The 20157-nt window shown below is 74.2% G+C and carries 16 protein-coding genes; 14 read left to right on the top strand and 2 right to left on the bottom strand.

Features of this window, described 5'->3' with window-relative positions:
* The first annotated feature begins 29 nt into the window (after nt 1–29).
* The 4 genes from IF19_RS1000000135305 to IF19_RS0100165 are packed head-to-tail and all read left to right on the top strand — an operon-like array spanning nt 30 to nt 5441.
* Nucleotides 30–1364: a GTP-binding protein gene (locus IF19_RS1000000135305; protein WP_050493897.1), complete on the top strand. Its 1335-nt coding sequence runs from the start codon at nt 30–32 to the stop codon at nt 1362–1364.
* Nucleotides 1361–2749: an alkaline phosphatase family protein gene (locus tag IF19_RS0100175; protein ID WP_050493898.1), complete on the top strand. Its 1389-nt coding sequence runs from the start codon at nt 1361–1363 to the stop codon at nt 2747–2749. The genes IF19_RS1000000135305 and IF19_RS0100175 overlap by 4 nt, the downstream gene beginning before the upstream one ends.
* A complete protein-coding gene (locus tag IF19_RS0100170; protein WP_050490802.1) occupies nt 2746–4599 on the top strand; it encodes a B12-binding domain-containing radical SAM protein in 1854 nt (617 codons plus the stop codon). The genes IF19_RS0100175 and IF19_RS0100170 overlap by 4 nt, the downstream gene beginning before the upstream one ends.
* On the top strand, nt 4593–5441 hold the full coding sequence (locus IF19_RS0100165) for a DUF4346 domain-containing protein (protein ID WP_030277423.1): 849 nt from the start codon (nt 4593–4595) through the stop codon (nt 5439–5441). The genes IF19_RS0100170 and IF19_RS0100165 overlap by 7 nt, the downstream gene beginning before the upstream one ends.
* A gap of 36 nt (nt 5442–5477) precedes the next feature.
* Here the strand turns inward: IF19_RS0100165 and IF19_RS0100160 are convergent, their stop codons facing one another.
* Nucleotides 5478–5891 carry a VOC family protein gene (locus IF19_RS0100160; RefSeq protein ID WP_199807154.1) on the bottom strand — a complete coding sequence of 138 codons (414 nt, stop codon included), beginning with the start codon at nt 5889–5891 and terminating at the stop codon, nt 5478–5480.
* Nucleotides 5892–6158: 267 nt separating this feature from the next.
* The gene (locus tag IF19_RS0100155) at nt 6159–7364 is read right to left on the bottom strand and encodes a hypothetical protein (RefSeq protein ID WP_030277425.1); all 1206 of its coding nucleotides are present in this window, start codon (nt 7362–7364) and stop codon (nt 6159–6161) included.
* A gap of 127 nt (nt 7365–7491) precedes the next feature.
* On the opposite strand from IF19_RS0100155, the gene IF19_RS0100150 reads away from it, so the two are divergent.
* The 10 genes from IF19_RS0100150 (at nt 7492) to IF19_RS1000000136785 (ending at nt 20129) form a co-directional block, all read left to right on the top strand.
* A complete protein-coding gene (locus IF19_RS0100150; protein WP_030112494.1) occupies nt 7492–7890 on the top strand; it encodes a hypothetical protein in 399 nt (132 codons plus the stop codon).
* Nucleotides 7887–8858: a transglutaminase-like domain-containing protein gene (locus IF19_RS0100145; RefSeq protein ID WP_030112493.1), complete on the top strand. Its 972-nt coding sequence runs from the start codon at nt 7887–7889 to the stop codon at nt 8856–8858. The genes IF19_RS0100150 and IF19_RS0100145 overlap by 4 nt, the downstream gene beginning before the upstream one ends.
* A complete protein-coding gene (locus IF19_RS0100140) occupies nt 8855–9322 on the top strand; it encodes an MmcQ/YjbR family DNA-binding protein (RefSeq protein ID WP_050493899.1) in 468 nt (155 codons plus the stop codon). Before IF19_RS0100145 ends, IF19_RS0100140 begins: the two co-directional genes overlap by 4 nt.
* Before the next feature lie 59 nt (nt 9323–9381).
* Nucleotides 9382–10770: a trans-sulfuration enzyme family protein gene (locus tag IF19_RS0100135; RefSeq protein WP_063751371.1), complete on the top strand. Its 1389-nt coding sequence runs from the start codon at nt 9382–9384 to the stop codon at nt 10768–10770.
* Nucleotides 10755–11765: an OsmC family protein gene (locus tag IF19_RS0100130; RefSeq protein WP_030112490.1), complete on the top strand. Its 1011-nt coding sequence runs from the start codon at nt 10755–10757 to the stop codon at nt 11763–11765. Before IF19_RS0100135 ends, IF19_RS0100130 begins: the two co-directional genes overlap by 16 nt.
* The gene (locus tag IF19_RS0100125) at nt 11758–12099 is read left to right on the top strand and encodes an acyl carrier protein (RefSeq protein ID WP_030277427.1); all 342 of its coding nucleotides are present in this window, start codon (nt 11758–11760) and stop codon (nt 12097–12099) included. The genes IF19_RS0100130 and IF19_RS0100125 overlap by 8 nt, the downstream gene beginning before the upstream one ends.
* A 59-nt stretch (nt 12100–12158) precedes the next feature.
* Nucleotides 12159–16244 (top strand): non-ribosomal peptide synthetase, encoded by a 4086-nt coding sequence (locus IF19_RS1000000135300; RefSeq protein WP_136975127.1) that lies wholly within the window; start codon nt 12159–12161, stop codon nt 16242–16244.
* Nucleotides 16241–18124: an ATP-binding cassette domain-containing protein gene (locus tag IF19_RS1000000135640; protein ID WP_063752359.1), complete on the top strand. Its 1884-nt coding sequence runs from the start codon at nt 16241–16243 to the stop codon at nt 18122–18124. Before IF19_RS1000000135300 ends, IF19_RS1000000135640 begins: the two co-directional genes overlap by 4 nt.
* The gene (locus IF19_RS0100110; RefSeq protein ID WP_030112483.1) at nt 18121–19485 is read left to right on the top strand and encodes a glycosyltransferase; all 1365 of its coding nucleotides are present in this window, start codon (nt 18121–18123) and stop codon (nt 19483–19485) included. Before IF19_RS1000000135640 ends, IF19_RS0100110 begins: the two co-directional genes overlap by 4 nt.
* 191 nt (nt 19486–19676) lie before the next feature.
* Nucleotides 19677–20129: a hypothetical protein gene (locus tag IF19_RS1000000136785; protein WP_136975126.1), complete on the top strand. Its 453-nt coding sequence runs from the start codon at nt 19677–19679 to the stop codon at nt 20127–20129.
* Nucleotides 20130–20157 lie beyond the last annotated feature (28 nt).

The following is a 20157-nucleotide window of genomic DNA, read 5'->3' as shown; positions in this document are numbered from 1 at the left end:
TGCCCCGTACCGACAGGAATCGAGCCCTCATGACAACGCCGCCCACCCTCTCCTCCCCGCCCGCCCCGAGCGCCGGGCCGCCCGCCGGCCCCGTCGATGCCGACACCCTGCACGTGGCCTTCGTGGGCGAGGTCGACCACGGCAAGTCCACCCTCCTCGGCAGGGTGCTGCACGACACCGGGGCGATCACGGCCGACCGGCTCGGCGCCCGCATCGAGGACGGCGGCCTCGCGTTCCTGCTCGACGGGCTGAGCGAGGAACGCGCCGACCTGTTCACCCTGGACACCGCCCAGGCCGTCCTGGAGACCGAGGCGCGCCGCTACGTCCTCATCGACGTGCCGGGCCACCTCGCCCTCCTCAAGAACATGGCCACCGGAGCCTCCCGGGCCGAACTCGGCGTCGTCGTGGTCGACTGCCTCGTCCGCGGCACCGACCAGACCCGCCGGCACCTGCGGGTGCTCGAACTGCTCGGCGTCACCAACGTGGTGTGCGCGGTCACCAAGATGGACCTCGTCGGATACGCGGAGGAGGACTTCCGCCGGGTCGCCGACGAGATGGCGGCGCTCGTCGAGGCGTGCGGACTGCGCCTCTCCGCCACCGTCCCGGTCAGCGCCGTCGCCGGGCACAACATCACCGCCCCCGCCCCCGACCAGCTCCCCTGGTACACCGGGCAGCCCCTGCTCGACACCCTGCACGGCATCGGCCAGGAGCGCGCACGCTCGGCGCTGCTGCGCTTCGCCGTCCAGGCCGTCGTCGGCCCGCCGGGCGCCCGGCGCATCGCGGGCCGGACGGAGAGCGGCACCCTGCGTCCCGGCCAGACCCTGACCGGCACGGACGGGGAGCGGTGCGTCGTCCGCACCATCGAGCGGTTCGGCGAGGCCGCGCTGGAGAAGGCCGAGCCCGGCGACAGCGTGGGCCTGCTCTTCGACGGCGCCGAACCCGCGCCCGGCACCGTACTCGCGCCCCCGGACCAGCCGCTGACCACCGGACGCGTCTGGCACATCCGGATCCTGTCCACCAGCGACACGAAGACGCTCGCGGAGGGCGACCGCTGTGTCGTCCGGTACGCGGCGGGCTCGGCGCCCGCGTACGTCGAGCACATCGACAGCCGCTGGAACAGCTCCACCCTCGCCCGCCTCACCGAGGACGGACCGGTCCGCTTCACCGAGTTCGCGGACCTCCGGCTGCGGCTGGACACCGCCGCCCCCGCCGACCCCGTACGCGACTGCGTCCAGCTCGGCCGCTTCATGCTCTGCGACGAGGACGGCCGGGCGCTGGCGCTGGGCGTCGTGGACCGGGTGGAGGACTCCGAGGCGCGGGAACCGGACGTACGGAACACGAAGCAGGGGAAGGGCACGCCATGAGTACCGCCACCCATCCGCGCTCGCTGGTGATCGGCCTGGACGGCGTACCGTCCTGGCTGCTCCAGAAGCTCGCCGACGAGGGCGTCATGCCGCACATGGCCGCGCTCCTCCCGCACGGCGCGCTGCGCCCGCTGCGGGCCCCCGTCCCCGAGATCAGCTCCACCTCCTGGGCCAGCTTCCTGACCGGCGCCGACCCGGGGCGCCACGGCATCTACGGGTTCATCGACACCGAACCCGGCGACTACCGCACCCGCTTCCCCAACGTCAACGACCTCGCGGCCACCCCGGTCTGGCAGGCCACCGCCGCCGCGGGCCTCCCCGCCCTCGTGCTCAACGTGCCCGGCACCTACCCCGCCCCGCCCGTGCACGGCGCCCTCGTCTCCGGCTTCGTCGCCCCGGACTTCGACCGGGCCGTCTCCCCGCCCCGGCTGCGCGAGGCCCTGCGCGAGGCGGGCTACCACCTCGACGTCGAGGTGGGCGACGCGGCGAACGACCCCGACGGCTTCATCGACCGGGCGCTGGACGCGCTCCGGGCCCGGCGCCGCGCGTACCTGCGGCTGCTGGCGGAGGAGCCCTGGGCGCTCGCCCTCTGCGTGTTCACCGAGACCGACCGCATCCACCACTTCCTCTGGCGCCACGTCACCGACCCGGCCGCCCCCCTGCACGGCCGGATCATGGACTTCTACCGCGAGGTCGACGAGGCGGTCGCCGCCCTGGTGCCCTTCGCGGGCGACGACGGCGCCCTGACGCTCGTCAGCGACCACGGCTTCGGCCCCGCCGACACGCAGTTCTACCTCAACGCCTGGCTGCGGCAGGCCGGCTACCTGGCGCTGCCCGCCGACGCCGAGTCCCTCACCGACATCGACGAGCGCACCACCGCCTTCGCCCTCGACCCGGGCCGCGTCCACCTCAACCGCCGGGACCGCTTCCCCCGCGGCCGCGACCTCGCGCCGGGCACCGCCGAGGAGATCGGGCGCGCGCTGCTCGCCCTGCGCCTGGCCGAGGACGGCACGGTCGCCGAGGGCGGCCCGGGGCGGCCCCTGGTCGCCGAGGTGCTGTACGGGCCGGAGCTCTACTCGGGTCCGGTCGCGGACCGCGCCCCCGACCTGGTGGCGATGCCGGCGCCCGGGGTGCAGATCCGCGGCGCCTGGTCCAGCGACGCACCGGTGCTCCCCGGCCCCTTCACCGGTACGCACACCCGCGACGACGCCACCTTCTGGAGCCGCGGCGACACCGGCTGCGGCGGTGTCGACATGCGCGACGTGATGCCGACCGTGCTCGCGGGTCTGGGCATCGCCGCCCCGCCCTCGATGGAGGGCCGCGACATGCGCGGTGTGGACACCTCGGCGCCCGTGGGCGCCGGCACGGAGAGGAGCGCGGGATGACCGCGACCGACGCGACGCCCGCCCCCGCGGTCTCGCTGCCCATCGAGGCGGTGCGCCGGGCCAAGCCCGGCGACTTCACCATCGCGCTGGACGAGCGGATCACCGACCCGGCGGCCTTCCGGGTCAGCTTCGTGATCCTGCTCGACGGCGACCTCGTGATGTCGCCCGAGCACCTGGGCGTCGCCTACATGGCCGCCGTCCTGCGGCAGGTCGGCTTCACCTGCGAGATACGCGAGGTCGAGCACGGCAGCCACCACGAAGCCGTGGAGGAGATCGTCGGATTCGGCCCCGACCTCGTCTGCTTCACGCTGATGAGCCTCAACGTGCCGAGCTGCCTGGAGTTCTCCGAGGCCATGCGCGGGCGGCTCCCGGAGGTCGTCATCGCCTGCGGCGGCCCGGCCGGCACCTTCACCGGCAAGGACATCCTGCGCGGCAACCCGTACGCCGACCTGGTCGCCGTGGGCGAGGGGGAGCCGCTCATCCTGGACCTGGTGCAGCGCCTCGCGCTGGGCGAGAGCGTCGAGGACTGCCCCGGCATCGCCTACCGCAGGGCGGACGGGGAACTGCGGCAGAACGCGCCCCGCCCCCTGGTGCACGACCTCGACGTCCTCCCTTACCCCGCACGCGACCAGCTCAGGGCGCACGGCAACAAGCTGGAGTACGTCCGGGTCAGCACCAGCCGCGGCTGCGTCGCGCGCTGCACCTTCTGCTCCGCGCCCAACCTGGGCAACCGGGTGCAGGCCGGCAAGGCGTGGCGCGGCCGCAGCGCCGAATCGGTGGTGGACGAGGTCGAACACCTCGTGCGCGAACACCATTTCCGCACCCTGGACTTCGTCGACTCCACCTTCGAGGACCCCGACGGCGGCCGGGTGGGCAAGAAGAGGGTCCGCGCCATCGCCCAGGGCATCCTCGACCGCGGCCTCGACATCTTCTACAACGTCTGCATGCGCGCGGAGAACTGGGACGACACGCCGGAGGACCACGACCTGCTCGACCTGATGGTGCGCAGCGGCCTGGAGAAGGTCAACGTGGGCATCGAGTCGGGGGTCGCGGAGGAACTGCTCCTGTGGGACAAGCGCGCCACCGTCGAGAACAACGTCACCGTCATCCGGATGCTGCGCGAGCACGGCATCTACCTGGCGATGGGCTTCATCCCCTTCCACCCGTACGCCACGGTGGAGACCCTCGTGGAGAACGCGAAGTTCCTGCGCTCCCACGCCGGTCACAACCTGCGCCGGCTCACCGAGCGGCTGGAGGTGTACCCGGGCACCACCATCGAGACCAAGATGGCCGCCGACGGGCTCCTCGGCGACAACTACCGCACGTCCCTGGACCCGTACGACTACCGGTTCAAGGACGAGCGGGTGCAGAAGCTCGCCGTGCACTACGCCTCGCTCTACAACAACGACGACTACCACCAGCGCGGGGTGCTCACCGACCAGTCGGCGGTCTTCGAGTTCGAGACCTTCAACGTGGTGGTGCAGACGTTCGTCTCCCGCCTCTACCGCCGCTTCCACCACGTGCCGGAGGCGATGGCCGAACTGGAGGAGTTCAAGGGATTCCTGCACGAACTGCGGCAGCGGATGGGGCTCGCCAACTACGCGTTCTTCATGGACAACCTGGAGGGCGTGCTGTCGGGCAGCCTCGACGCGGCCCGGCAGCGCCGCCAGGTCGCCGAGGTCGAGGACCGGTTCCGCCGGAGCATCGACGAGATCCGCACCCGCCAGCTGCGTACGGGGATGCGCTTCCACCGCCTGGGCCTGGACGTCGCCGAGATCAGCTCCCAGCTGCCCGTGCCGCAGCCGGGCGGCGCCCCGCGCAGTTACAACGGCGGTGCGCCGACATGGTGAACGGGACCGCGGCGCCCACCGGCCGGGAGTCCGCCGCCGGTGCGGGGCCGGGTCCCGCGGAGGTCCGCGATCTGGCGGTGTGCACGCTGGGCGACCAGCGGCTCGCGACCCGGATCGCCGCACATCCCAGGGTCGCGGCGGCGGGCGCGCTGGCCACGGCCAATGTCGGCATCGAGCAGCTGGTACGGGCCGTGGTGGCGCGGGAGGGCGTACGCCGCCTGATCGTCGCGGGTCCGGAGTCGTCGCTGTTCAGGCCGGGGCAGAGCCTGCTCGCCCTGGCCGCGCATGGGGTGGACGAGCAGGGTCGCATCATCGGCGCGCTCGGTCACGAGCCGTACCTGAGGACGCTGCGGCCGGCGGTGGTCGCGGAGTTCCGCCGCCGGCTGGTCCTGGTCGACCTGCGCGGCTGTACGGACGAGGAGCGGCTGGCCGCCGCGCTGGACGAACAGCCGTACCCGCGACCGGCGGGCGAGGAGGAGCCGGGGACGGCGGCCGGGGTCCTGGCGGCGGAGCTCGCCGGGAGCGGGCCGCGCGTGGTGCGCCTGGCCCCCGGCGGGCGGCGCCGGCTGCTGGGGGAGGCGGCGACCGGCTACTTCGTCGTGACCGTGGAGACGGCCCGGCGGCGCATCGTCCTGCGGCACTTCGGGGAGGACTTCACGGAGTGCCGCGAGCTCACCGGCCACAGCGCGGAGGCCCTGCTGCTCGGCGCGATCCGGCACGGACTGCTCGGGCCGGGCGAGCTCAGCCACGCGGGCTATCTGGGGGCCGAACTGGCGAAGGCCGAGGCGGCGGCGCGCCTCGGCCTCCACTACGTCCAGGACCGGCCGCTGACCGCGCGGTGAGCGCGGCTCCCGGTGGGCGGCCGCCCGACGCGAGGGTCAGCCCTCGTCGGGCAGCGGTGAGTTGACCTCCACCAGATAGCCGTCGGGGTCGCGGAAGTGCGCGGCCCTGATGCCCCAACCGGGCCAGTCCTGCGGCTCCTTGACCACGGCAGCGCCCGCGTCCCGCAGCCGGGCGGCGGTGGCGTCGACGTCGTCGGTCTCCAGGATCAGCGCGAAGCGGTCCTGGCCGGGAAGCTTGGCGTCGGCGTGCAGGGTGCCGAACGCCTCGGCCATCACCTCGCGCTTGTTGAGCGCCAGATGGGTTCCCGTACCCATGTCCAGCTCCGCGTACCGGCTCTCCTCGTCGCCGTACAGGACCGAGAAGCCGACCACGTCCCGGTAGAAGAGGAAGCACGCCTCGTAGTCGTCGACCATGAGCCGGACGTAACTGCACCGCACGGAATCCTTCACGAACAACTCTCCTGCCGCTGTGGTTGTTTGACGCCAAGGGCTGTCCCGCAACTCCCGGTGGATCAGCGCACGGCGTCGGATGCGGTGCATCGCACGGCGGAGATACGCCCGCATATTGGATGTATTCGGGCGTTTCGGCAACGCGGCGAGGTGCCGTAGCCGTCGTCGTGCGCCCGCCGGGAAGTGCGGGACGCCCTTGAACGCACCCTATAGCCGTGGCGCGCGCGGAGGCGCCACCACGGCCGGTGCGGCGGCTTCGGAGCGGTCCTACAGCTGGGCCGTGATCCGGTCGGCGGTGCGGCCGTGGAAGATGTTCACCGCGGCCATCGGATAGTCTCCGCCGCCGCCCTCGGGGCCGGCCGGGGAGCAGTGGCCGAGGCCGATGCCGAACAGTCCCGGCACCGGGCGGCCCCGGCCGTCCAGCACCCGCCCCGCGTCGTCCACCGCGGCTTCGCCCGGCGGGAACAGGGGCTCTCCGCAGGCGTCGAGCACCGGCAGCCTGCGGGCCCGGTAGCCGGTGGCGGCGATGGTCAGCGGCGACGCGGCCGGACCGGCCTCCTCGGGGTGGCGCAGCAGCCGTACGCGGGGCTCGGCGCCGCACCGCACGGCGCGGTACAGGGCCTCGGACTCGCCCCGCAGCCCGGCGAACCGGTGGAGCGGCCGGGTCCCGGGGGCGGCCGTGGCGAGGGCGGACCCCGGGCCGGGCGTGCCGCCCGCCGCGCCCGTACGGCCGTCGGCAGCCGCCGCGCGCGCCTGCGGCCGGTAGACCAGGACCTCGCTGCGGGTGTGCACCCGGATCTGTCCCGGCCGCAGCAGGTGGCCCCATTCCCGCAGCAGCAGCCCCACCGTCGAGAAGGCGCTGTGCGAGCCGCCGAGCACGTCGATCGTGACGCCCGCGGCCGCCGCCGCCTCGCACCGCGCGTCGCACTCGCGTCGCAGCACCGCTTCCGAGGTCACCGTCCGGGGCGCGGCGCCCGCCCGGGGCCGGGCGCCCACCGCGATGACCGCGCTCCGCGACAGCGCGAGGGTGCGACCCCGGGCGTCCCGGCTGTGGAACAGCCCGTCCGCGTCGCGGCGGAGGTGGTCGACGACGGTGGAGAAGTGGGTGTGGGCGCCGTCGAACCGCACCGTGTAGTCGGCGATCTCCCGCGCGGCACGGGCCAGGAAGCGCGCGGCGACCCGCAGCGCGACCGGCTGGTCAGGGGCCTCCTGGAGGGCCCGGGCCTCGGGGGAGCGGAGCACCGTACGCAGCCGGCCGTCGGGGGAGAGGCCCTCCAGGAAGTCCCCGGCCACGGAGTTGGAGCGGATGTCGTAGTCCAGGCTTCGCCACTCGCCCCTGGCGCGGCGGTCGATGAAGACGCAGCCCTCCCGCATCAGGTCGTCGAGGAGGCCGGCGCGGTCGGCGGCGATGGGGATGCCGAGAGCCGCGGGTCCGAAGCCCACGACCTGGAGACGCGCGGCACGGAGCTGCATGAGTGATCCACCCTTCAACTGGTGTCAAGCGAACCCTAGGAGCGATATTGACGATAGTCAATATGCCAGTTATGTTGGCCCGGTCCAGTGCACAGGCGCCTGTCACAAGGCAGTTGGGGAGAGCATCATGACCGTCGGGACACCCCCTTCCACCGAAGAGCGCGTGCTGCGCTACCTGTCGGTGGGGAAGGGCTTCCAGCTCTTCGCCCAGGAGGACGGCAAGACCACCCTGGGCGACCACTTCGTCTTCCACGACGACCTCCAGGACGCCGACGGCACGGTCGTGGGCCGCGACGCCGGCGTCTGCACGCTCGCGTCGGACCGGAGCTATCAGCTCAACGTCACGATGGAGCTGCCCGGCGGCTGCGTGACGGCCCAGGGGTTCGTCGAGAACGAGCTCGGGCTGCTCGCCGTCACCGGCGGCACGGAGATCTACCGGCAGGTGCGCGGCGACGTCCGGATCGGCAAGTCCGGCGAGGAGGGCCTGGACGTCACGCTGCGGATCACCGGAGTGCTCGCCCCGTGACCGTCGCGGCCGGGCGGGCGCCGGGGCCCGCGGTGACCGACGCGATGATCGGCGCGCTGCTGGCCGACGTCGCGCTGATCCCCGACGAGCACCGCAGGTACACCTGCGCGAGCTGGGAGGCCCGGTCCCAGCACGGCGTGGGGCCCGACCTCCTGGAGCGTCTCGTGCGCGCCGGGCTGAGCAGCCGGGAGGGCGATGACGGGGAGCGCCGCTACGACGGCCTGGACCTCGGCAACATCGCCCTCCACCTCGGCCTGTCCTCGGTGCGGCGCATCGCGATCCGTTCCTGGGGGCGCACCTGGGCCCGGATGCGCAGAGGGCCGGGCCGCCACGTGCTGCGTTACGTGCCCACCTGCCCCGACCCCGGCCACCCGGGGGAGTGCGCCTACCGGTTCGCGCTGCCGGGCGGCGAGCTGCGCGAGGCCGTCCTCGGTCCGCTGGACGAACCACCGGCCGTCACCCTGGAGTGCGGCCCGCCCCCGCCTGCCCCGCGACTCCCGGCCGACCTCGCCGCGTTGTGCCACGAGATCGCCGAACTCCGGTTCTACCTGCTGGCCGAGTCCATCCGCTGGGACGCCGGCTTCATGCGGACGACCGGCATCGCGGACTGCGGCGGCAGCTCCACGCTGCTGCTCGAAGGGGCGGACCGGCTCGGCTACGAGACCCGGCGGTCCTTCGGCCTCATCGTGGCCGAACCGTTCTCCACCCCGCACCACTGGGGCGAGGTCAGGCTGGCCGGCGCATGGGTGCCGCTGGACCCCATGACCATGAAGGTGCTGGCCCGCTGGTCCCCCTCGGTCCCGGACGACACCCCGGTGACCCGGCCGCTCACCGGGCTGGTCACGCGGATCTCCGGTGAGTGGGTGCCGCCCGCCACGCACGGGAGCACGGCGGCCCCGGAGGACCCGGCCGACGAACCCCGGGTCTCCTACCTCACCGAGTACCACGCCCATGGAGGGACAGCATGACCACGCCGAACGCCGGCCCCGCTCCGGACCCCGCCCCGCAGGGCTCCGACCCCGCGCAGGACGCCGCGGCCGAGACGGACCCCGCGCCCGAGGGGACGCTCCCGTCCGACGTGGTGCACGCCCACTGCATGACGATGCCCCACGTGACGTACGACAACGTCTTCGGCCCGCAGACCACCTGCTACCGGGTCGGCGGGAAGATCTTCCTGATGCTCGGTCAGGACGCGGATCCGCAGTACGCGACGTTCAGTTACGACCCCGAGGAGTCGCTGGTGCTGAGGGCCACGTACCCCTCGGTGGTCCCCGGCTACTACTCCAACAAGAGGCTCAGCAACACCGTTTACTACGACGGCCGGATCGAGCCCGAGCAGACCCTCGACTGGATCTCCGAGTCGTACGCGATCGTCTTCGCCAAGCTGCCCCGCAAGGTCCGCGACGAACTCGCCGCCCGGTCCGACGCCTGACACCTCGACCGAGGCCCTGACAACTCCACGTCTGAACAACGAGATTGTGAAGGTTCCCCATGAGCGAGCAGCGGGACGGCACCGCCATCGGCTCCTTTCCCCGGGCCCGCGCCGACGCCGGGTGGATGAACGACCTCCGCCGTGAGCGGACCGCCGGACCGCGGACGCCCCACCAGCAGTCCCTGGAGGCCCCGGCCGGGAACTCGACCACGGCGGTCCACGGCGGCACCTACCTCGACCCCACCACCCGGGCCGTCGGCACACCGATCTTCCAGACCAGCACGTTCCTGCTCGACGAGACGAGCTACGACGCCTTCCACGAGGGCGTCACCCGGGACGTGCCGATCTACACCCGCTACGGCAACCCCTCCCAGTGGAGCGTCCAGGAGAAACTCGCCCTGCTGGAGGGCGCCGAGAGCGCCCTGGTCACCTCCTCGGGGATGGCCGCCATCTCCACGACCGTGCTGGCGCTCACCAATCCGGGCGGGCACGTCATCACGGCGTACGACGTCTACGGCGGCACGTACAACCTGATGCGCGAGGACCTGCACGCGCTCGGCCGCGACGTGTCCTTCGTCGACGCCGCCGACCCGGCGGCGGTCGCGGCGGCCATCCGCCCCGAGACCCAGATGCTGTTCGTCGAGGGACTCACCAACCCGCTGCTCAAGGCGCCTCCGCTGGCCGAACTCGCCGCGCTGGCACGGCAGCACGACATCCTGCTCGTCGTCGACAACACCTTCCTCTCACCGGCCTGCCTGCGCCCGATCGACCTCGGCGCCCACCTGGTCGTGCACAGCGCCACCAAGTACCTCAACGGGCACAGCGACCTGACGGCCGGAGTGGTCGCGGGCCCCCGCAAGTTCGTCGACCGGGTGTGGGCGCAGGCCATGCGGCTGGGCGGCACCCTGGAGCCCTTCTCCTGCTTCCTGCTGGAACGCGGCCTCAAGACCCTGCCGCTGCGGATGCGCGCCCACCACGAGAACGCCTCCGGCATCGCCGCCTTCCTGGCCGGCCACCCGGCCATCGGCAGGGTCCACCACCCGTCCCTGCCCGACTACCCCTACCCGCACCTGCGCGAGAGCGCCCGCGGCTACGGAGGGGTGGTCAGCTTCGAGGTCGCGGGCGGCGACGCGGCAGCGCTGCGGGTCCTCCAGGCGCTGCGGCTGCCCCGGGTGGCCACCAGCCTCGGCGGGGTCGAGTCCCTGGTCAGCATGCCCTTCAACACCTCCCACAGTTCGCTGACCCAGGCACAGCGGACCGCGGTGGGCATCCGGCCCGGCCTGATCCGCTACTCGGCCGGCATCGAGGAACTGGCCGACCTGGTCGACGACCTCGACGCCGCCCTGGCGCTCCTGGACGAGGACCCCGCACCCGAAGCCACCACCGACAGCCCGGACGACGAGGCCCGTGACGGCCGTCAGGAGGAGACCCCGTGCGCAACGGCATGAACATCGCGGGCGTCAGCGAGATGGTCCACGAGGTCCAGACCCAGCCCCACGAGGCGATCTGCCGCTACGGCGCCGTCGCCCGGTGGTCCGAGGGCCGCGGCATCCGGGCGCACAACGAACCCGCCGTGCTGGGCACCGTCAAGTCGCCCCGGCGCTACGACCTGACCGTCGCCCCGGAGCAGGGCCCCACCCGGGACGACGCGCCCACGGCGGTCCGGCTCGCCCTCACCGCGCTCGCCGCCTGCGCGCTGACGACCTTCGTCGGCGGCGGCAGCGCGCGGGGGGTCACCCTGGAGTCACTCCGGCTGGGCGTCGGCGCCGAACGGGTCCGCGAAGGGGGCCGCGACCGGCTCACCAACCTCAGCTACGACCTCGCGGTCCGGGCGGACACCGGAGGGGTGGACATCGCCGAGGTCGTGGCGGGCATGGAGACGCAGAGCCCCAACCACCGCACCGTGATCGACCGGCAGCCCCTCACCCTGGTCCTCGGCGACGGAGCCCCCGAGCAGGCCCCCGAACCGGCGGCGCCGCCCGCGGGCTCCGGCGAGAAGGTCGCGGCGGCGGTGGACTGGCAGTACAGCGTCCAGTTCCTCGCCACCGCGGACGACGCGTCGGCCCCGCTCCGGGTCGACCAGCCCAAGCAACTGGCGGGCGTCGACTGGGGGCCCAACCCGCAGGAGTACCTGCTGACGGCCCTCGCCTCGTGCGTCCTGGGCCGCACGGTGGCCCTGTCCGAGGCCGCGGGCCGTCCTGCGGGACCCTGGCGGTTCCGGGCGGGCGGACAGGTCGACATCCGGGGCCTGTTCCTCATCGGCCCCGACCCGGTCGTCCCGGTCCACCGCCTCGTCCTGGAGGTCACCCCTCCCGACGGCGCGCCCGACGGCTGGCAGGACCTGGTCCGCGAGGCGGTGCGCACCTCCCCGGTCGCCGGGCTGCTGATGGACGACCACCTGGTGAAGATCGACCTCGACGCGGCGGCGGTCGGCCATGACTGACCGGGCCGAGACCGCGATTGTGACCGCCGAGGGGGCGGCGGACGGGACCGCACCGGGCCCCGACCCCGTCGAGGAGGCGGCCCGCGCCTGGTGGATCCGGGTCGCCTCGCCCGACGGGGCCCCGCCCGCGCCCGACGCGGACTTCTTCGCGGTCGGCTGCACCTCGCTCCAGGCCGTCATGGTCACCGGCGGGATCTCCGAGGACCTCGACGAGGAGGTCCCGGTCCGGCTGCTGCTCCAGAACAGCCGGTACGGGGCCTTCGTCACGGCCCTGCGCGCGTTCCTCGCCACCCCGGACGACGAGGCGGCGGACCCGGGCAGGCCCGCATGGTGACGGAAGCCGGCCCGGGCGCCCCGCCGCGCCCGGCCCCGCCCCGAGGCCCGGCGGCGCTCTTGAACCCGACGGCCCCGGCGGCCACTGCGGAGCCCGCCCCGCACGCCTCGGCCCCGCTCACCGACCTCCAGCACGCCTACTGGCTCGGTGAGCAGGGCGCGTACGACCTCTCCACCCCGGCCCGCCTCTGCGTGGACTGGGAACTGCCCGGCCTCGACGCGACCGCGCTGCGCCGCGCCCTGGACGCCTGCGCCGCCCGTCACCCCATGCTGCGGGTACGGGTCGGGGACGACGGCACACAGAGCGTGGACGGCACCGCGCCGATCCCGCTCACGGTGCGGGACGCCACCGGCCCCGACCCGCGAGCGGCCGAAGCCGTGGCCGAGCAAGATCCCGGCCCGCACCCGCGGCAGACCGAAGCCGAGGCCGAGCAGGACCCCGGCCCCGCCCGGGCGGAGTCCCGCTGGCGCGCCTGGCGGACCGAGGCGCTGGACTCTCTGCCCCCGCTCTCCGAGGGCCCGCCGCTCGCCGCGCTCCTCGTACGGATGCCCGGCCGGGTCCGGCTGACCCTGGTCCTGCGGCTGTTCGCCTTCGACGCCGCCTCGGTCGGCATCCTGGTGCGCGACCTCGCCGCCTTCTACCGGGACCCGCACCTCCGACTCCCCGCCCCCGAGGCGTCGTTCCTAGACTTCGCCCGCCGGGAGGAGCGCCGGACCGGCCGGGCCCGACGGGAGGCCGAAGCGTACTGGGCCGCCCGCGTGCCCGACCTCCCCGGACCGCCCGACCTGCCCCTCGCCGCCGGTGGAGCACCCGCCGGCTCCGCCTCCTTCCGCCGGCACAGCTGGACCCTGTCGGCGGAGCGGTCGCGACGGCTGCGCGGCCGGGCCCACGCCCGCGGCCTGTCCGTCAACGCCGTGCTGTGCTCCGCGTACGCCGGTGCGCTCGCCCTGTTCTCCGGCGGCCAGGAGACGTTCACCCTGACCGTGCTCGCCTCCCGCCGCCCGGCCGCCCCGGGCCACGCCGAGGTCGTCGGCAACTACGGGACGACGGTCGCGCTCGCCGTACCGGCCGCCCCCGGCGCGTCCTTCGGCGAGCGCGCCCGCCTGCTCCAGCGACGGCTGCACGAGGCGTACGGGCACTCCTCCGTCTCCGCCGTCGAGGTGCTGCGCCGGATGAAGGCCCGCGCCGACGGGGCGCCCGCCCTGCTCCCCGTCGTCTTCGCCAGCAGCATCGGCCTCCCGGGCGGCGGCCCCGGACAGCGGCGCGAGGACCCCGGTGCCGCGACCCTCCCGGGGGCCCGCGCCCTCGGCGGCGCCCTGCACACCCCGCAGGTCTGGATCGACCACCAGGTGTACGAGGACGAGGACGGCCGGATCGGCTGCACCGTGGACCTGGTGGAGGACGTCTTCCCCGAGGGTTTCGGCGCGGGCTTCCTCGCCACCTACCGGCAGTGGCTCGACGACCTCACCGAGGACGAGGACCGCTGGGACCGGCCGCTGCGCCCCGTCCTGCCCGAACCGCTGACCGCCGCCCGCCGCGCCGCCAACGCCACCGGCCGCCCCCTCCCCGACCGGCTCCTGCACGACGGCTTCGACACGCGGTGCCGGGAGCACCCCGAGCGCACGGCCGTCGTCCAGGGCGCCGAGCGGGTGAGCTACGGCGACCTCCGGGCGGAGGCCGCCGCGCTCGCCGGCCGCCTCGCCGCCGCCGGAACGCGCCCCGGCGACCTCGTCGCGGTCCGGGCGGCCAGGAGCCGCGCCCAGATCGCCGCCGTCCTGGCCGTGCTGTACGCGGGCGGCGCCTACGTGCCGCTGGCGCCCGCCACCCCGGCCCGGCGGCTCGCCGACGTGATCGACCACGCCGGCATCCGGTTCGCCCTCACCGACGCCCCCGACGGCTTCGCGCCCCTCCCCGGCGTCCTGGCCCTGGACCTCCGCGCGACGGCCGGACCGGAGCCGGCCGCGCCACCGCCCCCCGTCGTCTCTCCGGCGGACCTCGCCTACGTCATCTACACCTCCGGCACCACCGGAGAGCCCAAGGGCGTGGCCATCGAGCACCGGGCCGCGGTGAACACCATCGACGACCTGCTGGACCGCTTCCGCATCGGTCCCGGCGACCGGACCCTGCAACTCTCCTCGCTCGGCTTCGACCTCTCCGTCTTCGACGTCTTCGGCACGCTCGCCGCCGGCGGCACCCTCGTGCTGCCGCCCGACGACGGCGGCGGCCCGCCCGACCCCGCCGCCTGGACCGCCTGCGTACGCGAGCACGGCGTCACCGTCTGGAACTCGGTGCCCGCCCTGCTCGACATGGCGCTGCACGCCGGCCACCCGCACGGCAGCCTGGACTCGCTGCGGCTGGTGATGCTCAGCGGCGACTGGATTCCGGTCGGACTGCCGGGACAGGTGCGGGAGTTCGCCCCGGACGCCGTCGTGGCGGCGCTGGGCGGAGCCACCGAGGCGTCGATCTGGTCGAACATCCACCTGGCGGAGAGCGCCCCGCCGCCGGACTGGACCAGCGTCCCCTACGGCACCCCGCTGGCCAACCAGGGCTTCCACGTGCTCGACGCGGCCCTCGACCACGTGCCCGACTGGGTGGCCGGGGACCTCGTCATCACCGGCGCCGGGCTGGCCCGCGGCTACCACCGTGCACCCGGACAGACCGCCGCCGCCTTCCGGAACCATCCGGTGACCGGGGAGCGGATGTACTTCACCGGCGACCGGGCCCGCTACCGCCCCGACGGGACACTGGAGTTCCTGGGCCGCGCCGACACCCAGGTGAAGATACGCGGCCACCGCATCGAACTCGCCGAGGTCGCCACCGCCGCACACGGCCTGCCCGGGGTGCGCACGGCCGTGGCCGACGTCCTGGGGGAGCGGCCCGACCAGCAGCGCCTCGCCCTGTTCCTGGTGTGCGACCCGGGCGTCGTGCGCGACAGCGCGGAGCGGGCGGCGCTCGCCGAGAAGGTTGCGGAGCGGGCCCGCGACACGCTGCCCCCGTACATGGTGCCCACCGAGATCGTGCCGCTCGGCGAACTGCCCGTCACCGCCAACGGAAAGGTGGACCGGGCCGCCCTGCGCCGCTTCGCCGGAGCGGCCGCGCCCGCCTCCCCGGACGGTGACGGCGGACCGCCGCGGCCCGGCACGGAGACGCTGCTCGCCGGAGTCTGGGAGTCGGTCCTGGGCGTCCCCGTCCCCGGCCGGGACGCGGACTTCTTCCGCCTCGGCGGCACCTCGCTGCTCGCCGCCCGCATGGTCGGGCGCATCGAGTCCGCCTGCGGAGTGCGCCCCGTGCTGTCGGGACTGTTCCGCCACCCCACGCTCGCCGGACAGGCCCGGCTGGTGGACGAGGAGAGGACCGACGAACCACGCTGCACGGCGGTCCTGCGCCAGGAACCGGGCGCGCCCCGCCTCGTGCTCTTCCACCCCGTCGGCGGCGGACTGCTGTGCTACCGGGACGTCGTCGACGCGCTGCCGGGCCCCCGCCACGTCGTCGGCGTCCAGTCGCCCGCCGACGCCGTCGAACACGGCGACGGGACGGACGGCGTCACCGCGTTCGCCACCCGCTACGCCGACGAGCTGATCGCCGAACTCGGCCCCGGTGAAGCGGTGTTCGCGGGCTGGTCGATGGGCGGCGTGCTCGCCCTGGAAACCGCCCGGCTGCTGCGCGGCAGCCCCGTCGAGGTCACCGCCGTCGTCGCCGTGGACAGCTTCGTCGCGGCCGACCCCGGCCACCACGTCCACTCCGGCCCGGAAGCCGCCCGCGCCTTCCTCGCCGACCTGCACGGCGGCACACCGCCGCCGGGCGCCGACGGCGTACCACCGGAACTGGACGCCGCGTACCGCGCCTACCTGCGCAACTACCGAGCACTGCTGACCCACCGGCCCGCCCCGCCGAAGGGCCCGCCGGTGTACGTGGTGCGCTGCGCGGACGGCGCCCCCGACGCCTTCCCCGGCCTGCTTCCGCTCGCCGACCACTGGCGTGAACTCCCGCCCGGAGCAAGCGTCGTGGACGTGCCGGGCGACCACTTCTCCGTGATGGACCCCCTCCGTCGCGGACCGCTCGCCGACCTGCTGACACCCCACGGTCCGGCCCCCGAACCACCGGCGAACCCCACACCCGCCCGAGATGAGCGAGGAACCCCATGACAACCGCCCAGCACCTCACCGAGAAGGACCGGGCGACCAGCGCGGACCCCGTCATCGACGTGACCGACCTGGCCAAGGACTACTCGTCGAAGAGCGGCCCCCTGCACGCCCTGACCGGTGTCAGCTTCCAGGTGGCCCGCGGCGAGATCTACGGGCTCCTCGGCCCCAACGGCGCCGGCAAGAGCACCACCGTCCGGCTGCTGTCGACGCTCGCCGCCCCCACCTCGGGCACCGTCCGCATCGCGGGCCACGACACCGTGACCGACGACGAGGCCGTGCGCCGCAGCATCGGCGTCGCTCTCCAGGAGACCGGCCTGGCGGAGCTGGCCACCGCCCGCGAGGCGCTCCACCAGACCGGCAGGCTCTGGGGCATGAGCGGCGACGAGGCCGCCGCCCGCGCCGACGAACTGCTCGCGCTGATCGGCCTGGAGGACGCCGCCGACCGCCTGGTCAAGACGTACTCCGGCGGCATGAAGCGCCGTCTGGACCTGGCGCTCGCCCTCGTCCACCGACCCGAGGTGCTCTTCCTCGACGAGCCGACCAACGGTCTCGACCCGGTGGCCCGGCGGCGCGTCTGGGACCAGGTCAGGGCGTTGCGCGACGCGGGCACGACCGTGCTGCTCACCACCCAATACCTGGAGGAGGCCGACCAGCTCGCCGACCGCGTCGCGATCATCGACGGCGGGAAGATCGTCGCCGAGGGCACCCCGGACGAGCTGAAGCGCGCACACGGCGCCGACACCGTGGAACTGGTGCTCGCCGACGAGCGGAGCGCCGCCGCGCTCGCCGCCGACGTCCTGGTCGAGGGCACGGCGGGCCGCGCCACGGGCAACCGCCTCGCCTACTCCGTACGCAACCCCGACTCCGCGGTCCCCGAACTGCTGCTGACCCTGCACTCCCGGAAGGTCCGCCACCACGGACTGCGCGTCAGCCGCCCGAGCCTGGACGACGTGTTCATCACGCTCACCGGCCACGGAATCGCCCCCGGCGACGACACCCCGGCCGAGCCCGACGAGCCGGACGCGCCGACGGCGGAGCGGCTGCGCTCGCTGACCACCGCGGCGACCACCCCGAAGACGGACGCCCAGGGCGGAGCGAAGGCCCGCAAGGCCGCGTCCCCGCTCACCCAGACCGGGCTGCTGCTGCGCCGCCTGCTGCGCGAGGCCCTGCGCAACCCGGCCGCCACCGCGCCCAACCTGATGATCGGCACGTTCTTCCTCTTCGTGTACGACGGTCTGCTCGGCGGATCGGCGGCGGCCGAGGCGTCCGGCGGCGGCAACTACGCGAACTTCCTGCTGCCGACGATCCTGCTGTTCACCTCGCTGTCCGGCGGCGCGGCCGGTCTGACCCTGGTCCAGGACATCGAAGCGGGCCATCTCAAGCGGCAGTTGACGATGCCGCTGTCGCGCACCGCGCTGATGACCTCCTTCACCGCGATCGGCGCCCTCATGGTGCTCGTCCAGGCGGTCATCGTGACCCTGCTCAGCCTGACCCTGGGCATGAGCCCGGAGACCGGACTGCCGGGGCTGCTCGCGGTGTTCGGCCTCGCCCTGCTGTGGGGCCTCGGCATCGCCGGCTACTCCGCCGCCACCGCCGTCATGACCGGGAACGCGGCAGCCGCCCAGGCCGCCACGCTGATCTTCTTCCCGCTGCTGTTCATCTCGCCCGCCCTGATGCCGGCCTCCGAACTGAAGGGCTGGATCGAGACCGCCTCGGTCGTCAACCCGGCGACGTACCTGCTGGAGGCGATGCGCGGACTGCTCAACGAGGGCTGGGACGCCGGTCAGCTGGCCACCGGCGTGGGCGTCGGCGCGGGCTTCGCCGTCCTCATGCTGGCCTGGGCGGCGACCGCGGTGAAGCGCGGAACGAGCCGGATGTGACGGCCGGCCCGGTGGCGCCGGGGCGCGAGGGAGCGGTCCCGGCGGCCCGGAACGGGGGCACGGCCGCGGGGTCGGCCCCGGACCGGGACGCGCTCACGGAGCGGTCCCTGCGCGGCCGCCGCATCCTGTACGCGCTGTGGGACGGCGGCGGCAACGTCGCCACGACCCTGTTGCTGCTCGGCGACCTCGCCCGTCGCGGGGCCCGGGTGACCGTGCTGTCGAACGACTCCGTGGCGGACCGGGTGCGGGCGGCGGGCCTGGAGTTCACGCCCTACCGGCTCGGCCCCCGGCACGACCCGCGCAGCCGGGAGACGGACGTCCTCAAGCTGTGGGAGGCGCGGACCCCGGCCGAGTCGTCGCGGCTGATCCGGGACCGGGTCATGTTCGGCCCCGCCGAAGCGCTCTGCCGCGACACCCTCCGGGCCGCCGAGGAGTGCGGGGCCGAACTGCTCGCCGCCGACTACACGCTCTTCGGGCCGCTCGTCGCGGCCGAACGGCTCGGCCTGCCGCACATCGTCCTGATGAACACCATCTACCCGCTGCCGACCGCCGCCCTCGCGGGGCTGCGCGCGGCCCGCAGCGGGCCGTTCACCTATCTCTTCACCCGCATGCTCGCGCAGGGCCTGCCCCAGTTGAACGAGGTGCGTGAACGGTTCGGACTGGCTCCCCTGGCCACCGCCCAGGAGCAGTACGAGCGCGCCGGCGCCACGGTGGTCACCTGCCACCCGCGCTTCGACCCCGCCTCCGCCTCCGTCCCGCCCCGGGTCCACTACGTGGGGCCGCAGGTCGATCCGCCGGCGCGGGTCCCCGCCCGGCTGCCCGGTCCGGCCCGCCGGGTCCTGGTCAGCCTGTCCACCACGGATCAGCCCGAAGAGGCCCTGCTGGTCGACGCGTTGGTGCGGGCCGCCGAACTGGTGGGGGCCGCCGAGGACGGCGCGGACATCGCGTTCGAGTTCCTCGGCGGCGTCCTCGGCCACCGCGCCGAGCTGCCGGCGAACGTCACGGCACGGGGCTACGTACCGCTGGAGGAACACCTGCCGTACGCGGACCTCGTGCTGCACCACGGCGGCTTCGGGACGACCACGCGCGCCCTGCTGTGGGGCGTGCCGGCGATCATCTTCGGCTCGTTCCAGGAGCAGTTCAACAGCGCCCGCCGCCTGGACGAATTGGGTGCGGGGACCGGGATGCGCCGCGACAGCGACCCCGCGGACATCGCCGCCGCGATCCTGGACCGCATCGCCGCACCCCGCCGCGCCGCGGCCCGCGACTGCGCCCGCGCCCTCCACGCGGAGCACGACCGGAACGCGGCGGCGCGGGTCTTCGCGGAGCAGGCGGCACGGGCCGACAGGGCCGCGCCGTAAGGCCCTGTCGCCGTGACACAGGCCGTGGGCCCGGCGCTGCCGCCGGGCCCACGGCCTGTGTTCGAGTGAGGTCTCCTGCGGGTGAAAACCCCGCCGGAGCACGCCGACGAGGCTTTGGGGAGCGGTCCGTTCTGCTGTGATGGCGCGCACGTGATCCACCTGTCCGCGTGGATCGAGCGCCGGAGGAAGACATGAAGCTTGTCAGCAGGAGACGTGTGGGGCTCGCGATCACCAGTGTGGTCGTGCTGCCGGTCCTCGCCGTGCTGGTGCCGACCGCACTGGCCAGTGCCCAGCCGTCCGCCTCGCCCTCGGCCAAGGCCAAGCCCGCCCCCACCGTGACGGTGACGCATACCGCGAAGCCCAAGCCGGCTCCGACGGTGACGGTGACGCGTACCGCGAAGCCCAAGCCGGCTCCGACGGTGACGGTGACGCGTACCGCGAAGCCCAAGCCCGCCCCCACCGTGACGGTGACACGCACCGCCAAGCCCAAGCCGGCTCCGACGGTGACGGTGACGCGCACCGCGCAGCCCAAGCCCGCGCCCACGGTCACCGAGACGGCGCGGCCCGCGCCGGCGCCCACGGTGACCGTCACGCAGACCGCGCGGCCGTGGATCGATGTGGACGTGTCCGCCGACCCGCGGTGACCACACCTTCGAGCAAGCTGCCCCCCCG

This window comes from Streptomyces californicus, from assembly GCF_000717645.1.
In the GTDB taxonomy this organism is placed as follows: domain Bacteria; phylum Actinomycetota; class Actinomycetes; order Streptomycetales; family Streptomycetaceae; genus Streptomyces; species Streptomyces californicus.
Note: the sequence above shows the minus strand (reverse complement) of the source record. Positions and strands in the feature narration are given on the sequence as shown.

What these genes read in the sequence shown, in the direction of transcription:
- IF19_RS0100170 (WP_050490802.1), top strand. Translation starts at nt 2,746, where the DNA reads ATGACCGCGACCGACGCGACGCCCGCCCCCGCGGTCTCGCTGCCCATC.
- IF19_RS0100125 (WP_030277427.1), top strand. Translation starts at nt 11,758, where the DNA reads ATGACTGACCGGGCCGAGACCGCGATTGTGACCGCCGAGGGGGCGGCG.
- IF19_RS0100175 (WP_050493898.1), top strand. Translation starts at nt 1,361, where the DNA reads ATGAGTACCGCCACCCATCCGCGCTCGCTGGTGATCGGCCTGGACGGC.
- IF19_RS0100150 (WP_030112494.1), top strand. Translation starts at nt 7,492, where the DNA reads ATGACCGTCGGGACACCCCCTTCCACCGAAGAGCGCGTGCTGCGCTAC.
- IF19_RS1000000135640 (WP_063752359.1), top strand. Translation starts at nt 16,241, where the DNA reads ATGACAACCGCCCAGCACCTCACCGAGAAGGACCGGGCGACCAGCGCG.
- IF19_RS1000000136785 (WP_136975126.1), top strand. Translation starts at nt 19,677, where the DNA reads ATGAAGCTTGTCAGCAGGAGACGTGTGGGGCTCGCGATCACCAGTGTG.
- IF19_RS0100155 (WP_030277425.1), bottom strand. Translation starts at nt 7,364, where the DNA reads ATGCAGCTCCGTGCCGCGCGTCTCCAGGTCGTGGGCTTCGGACCCGCG.
- IF19_RS0100165 (WP_030277423.1), top strand. Translation starts at nt 4,593, where the DNA reads ATGGTGAACGGGACCGCGGCGCCCACCGGCCGGGAGTCCGCCGCCGGT.
- IF19_RS1000000135305 (WP_050493897.1), top strand. Translation starts at nt 30, where the DNA reads ATGACAACGCCGCCCACCCTCTCCTCCCCGCCCGCCCCGAGCGCCGGG.
- IF19_RS0100140 (WP_050493899.1), top strand. Translation starts at nt 8,855, where the DNA reads ATGACCACGCCGAACGCCGGCCCCGCTCCGGACCCCGCCCCGCAGGGC.
- IF19_RS0100135 (WP_063751371.1), top strand. Translation starts at nt 9,382, where the DNA reads ATGAGCGAGCAGCGGGACGGCACCGCCATCGGCTCCTTTCCCCGGGCC.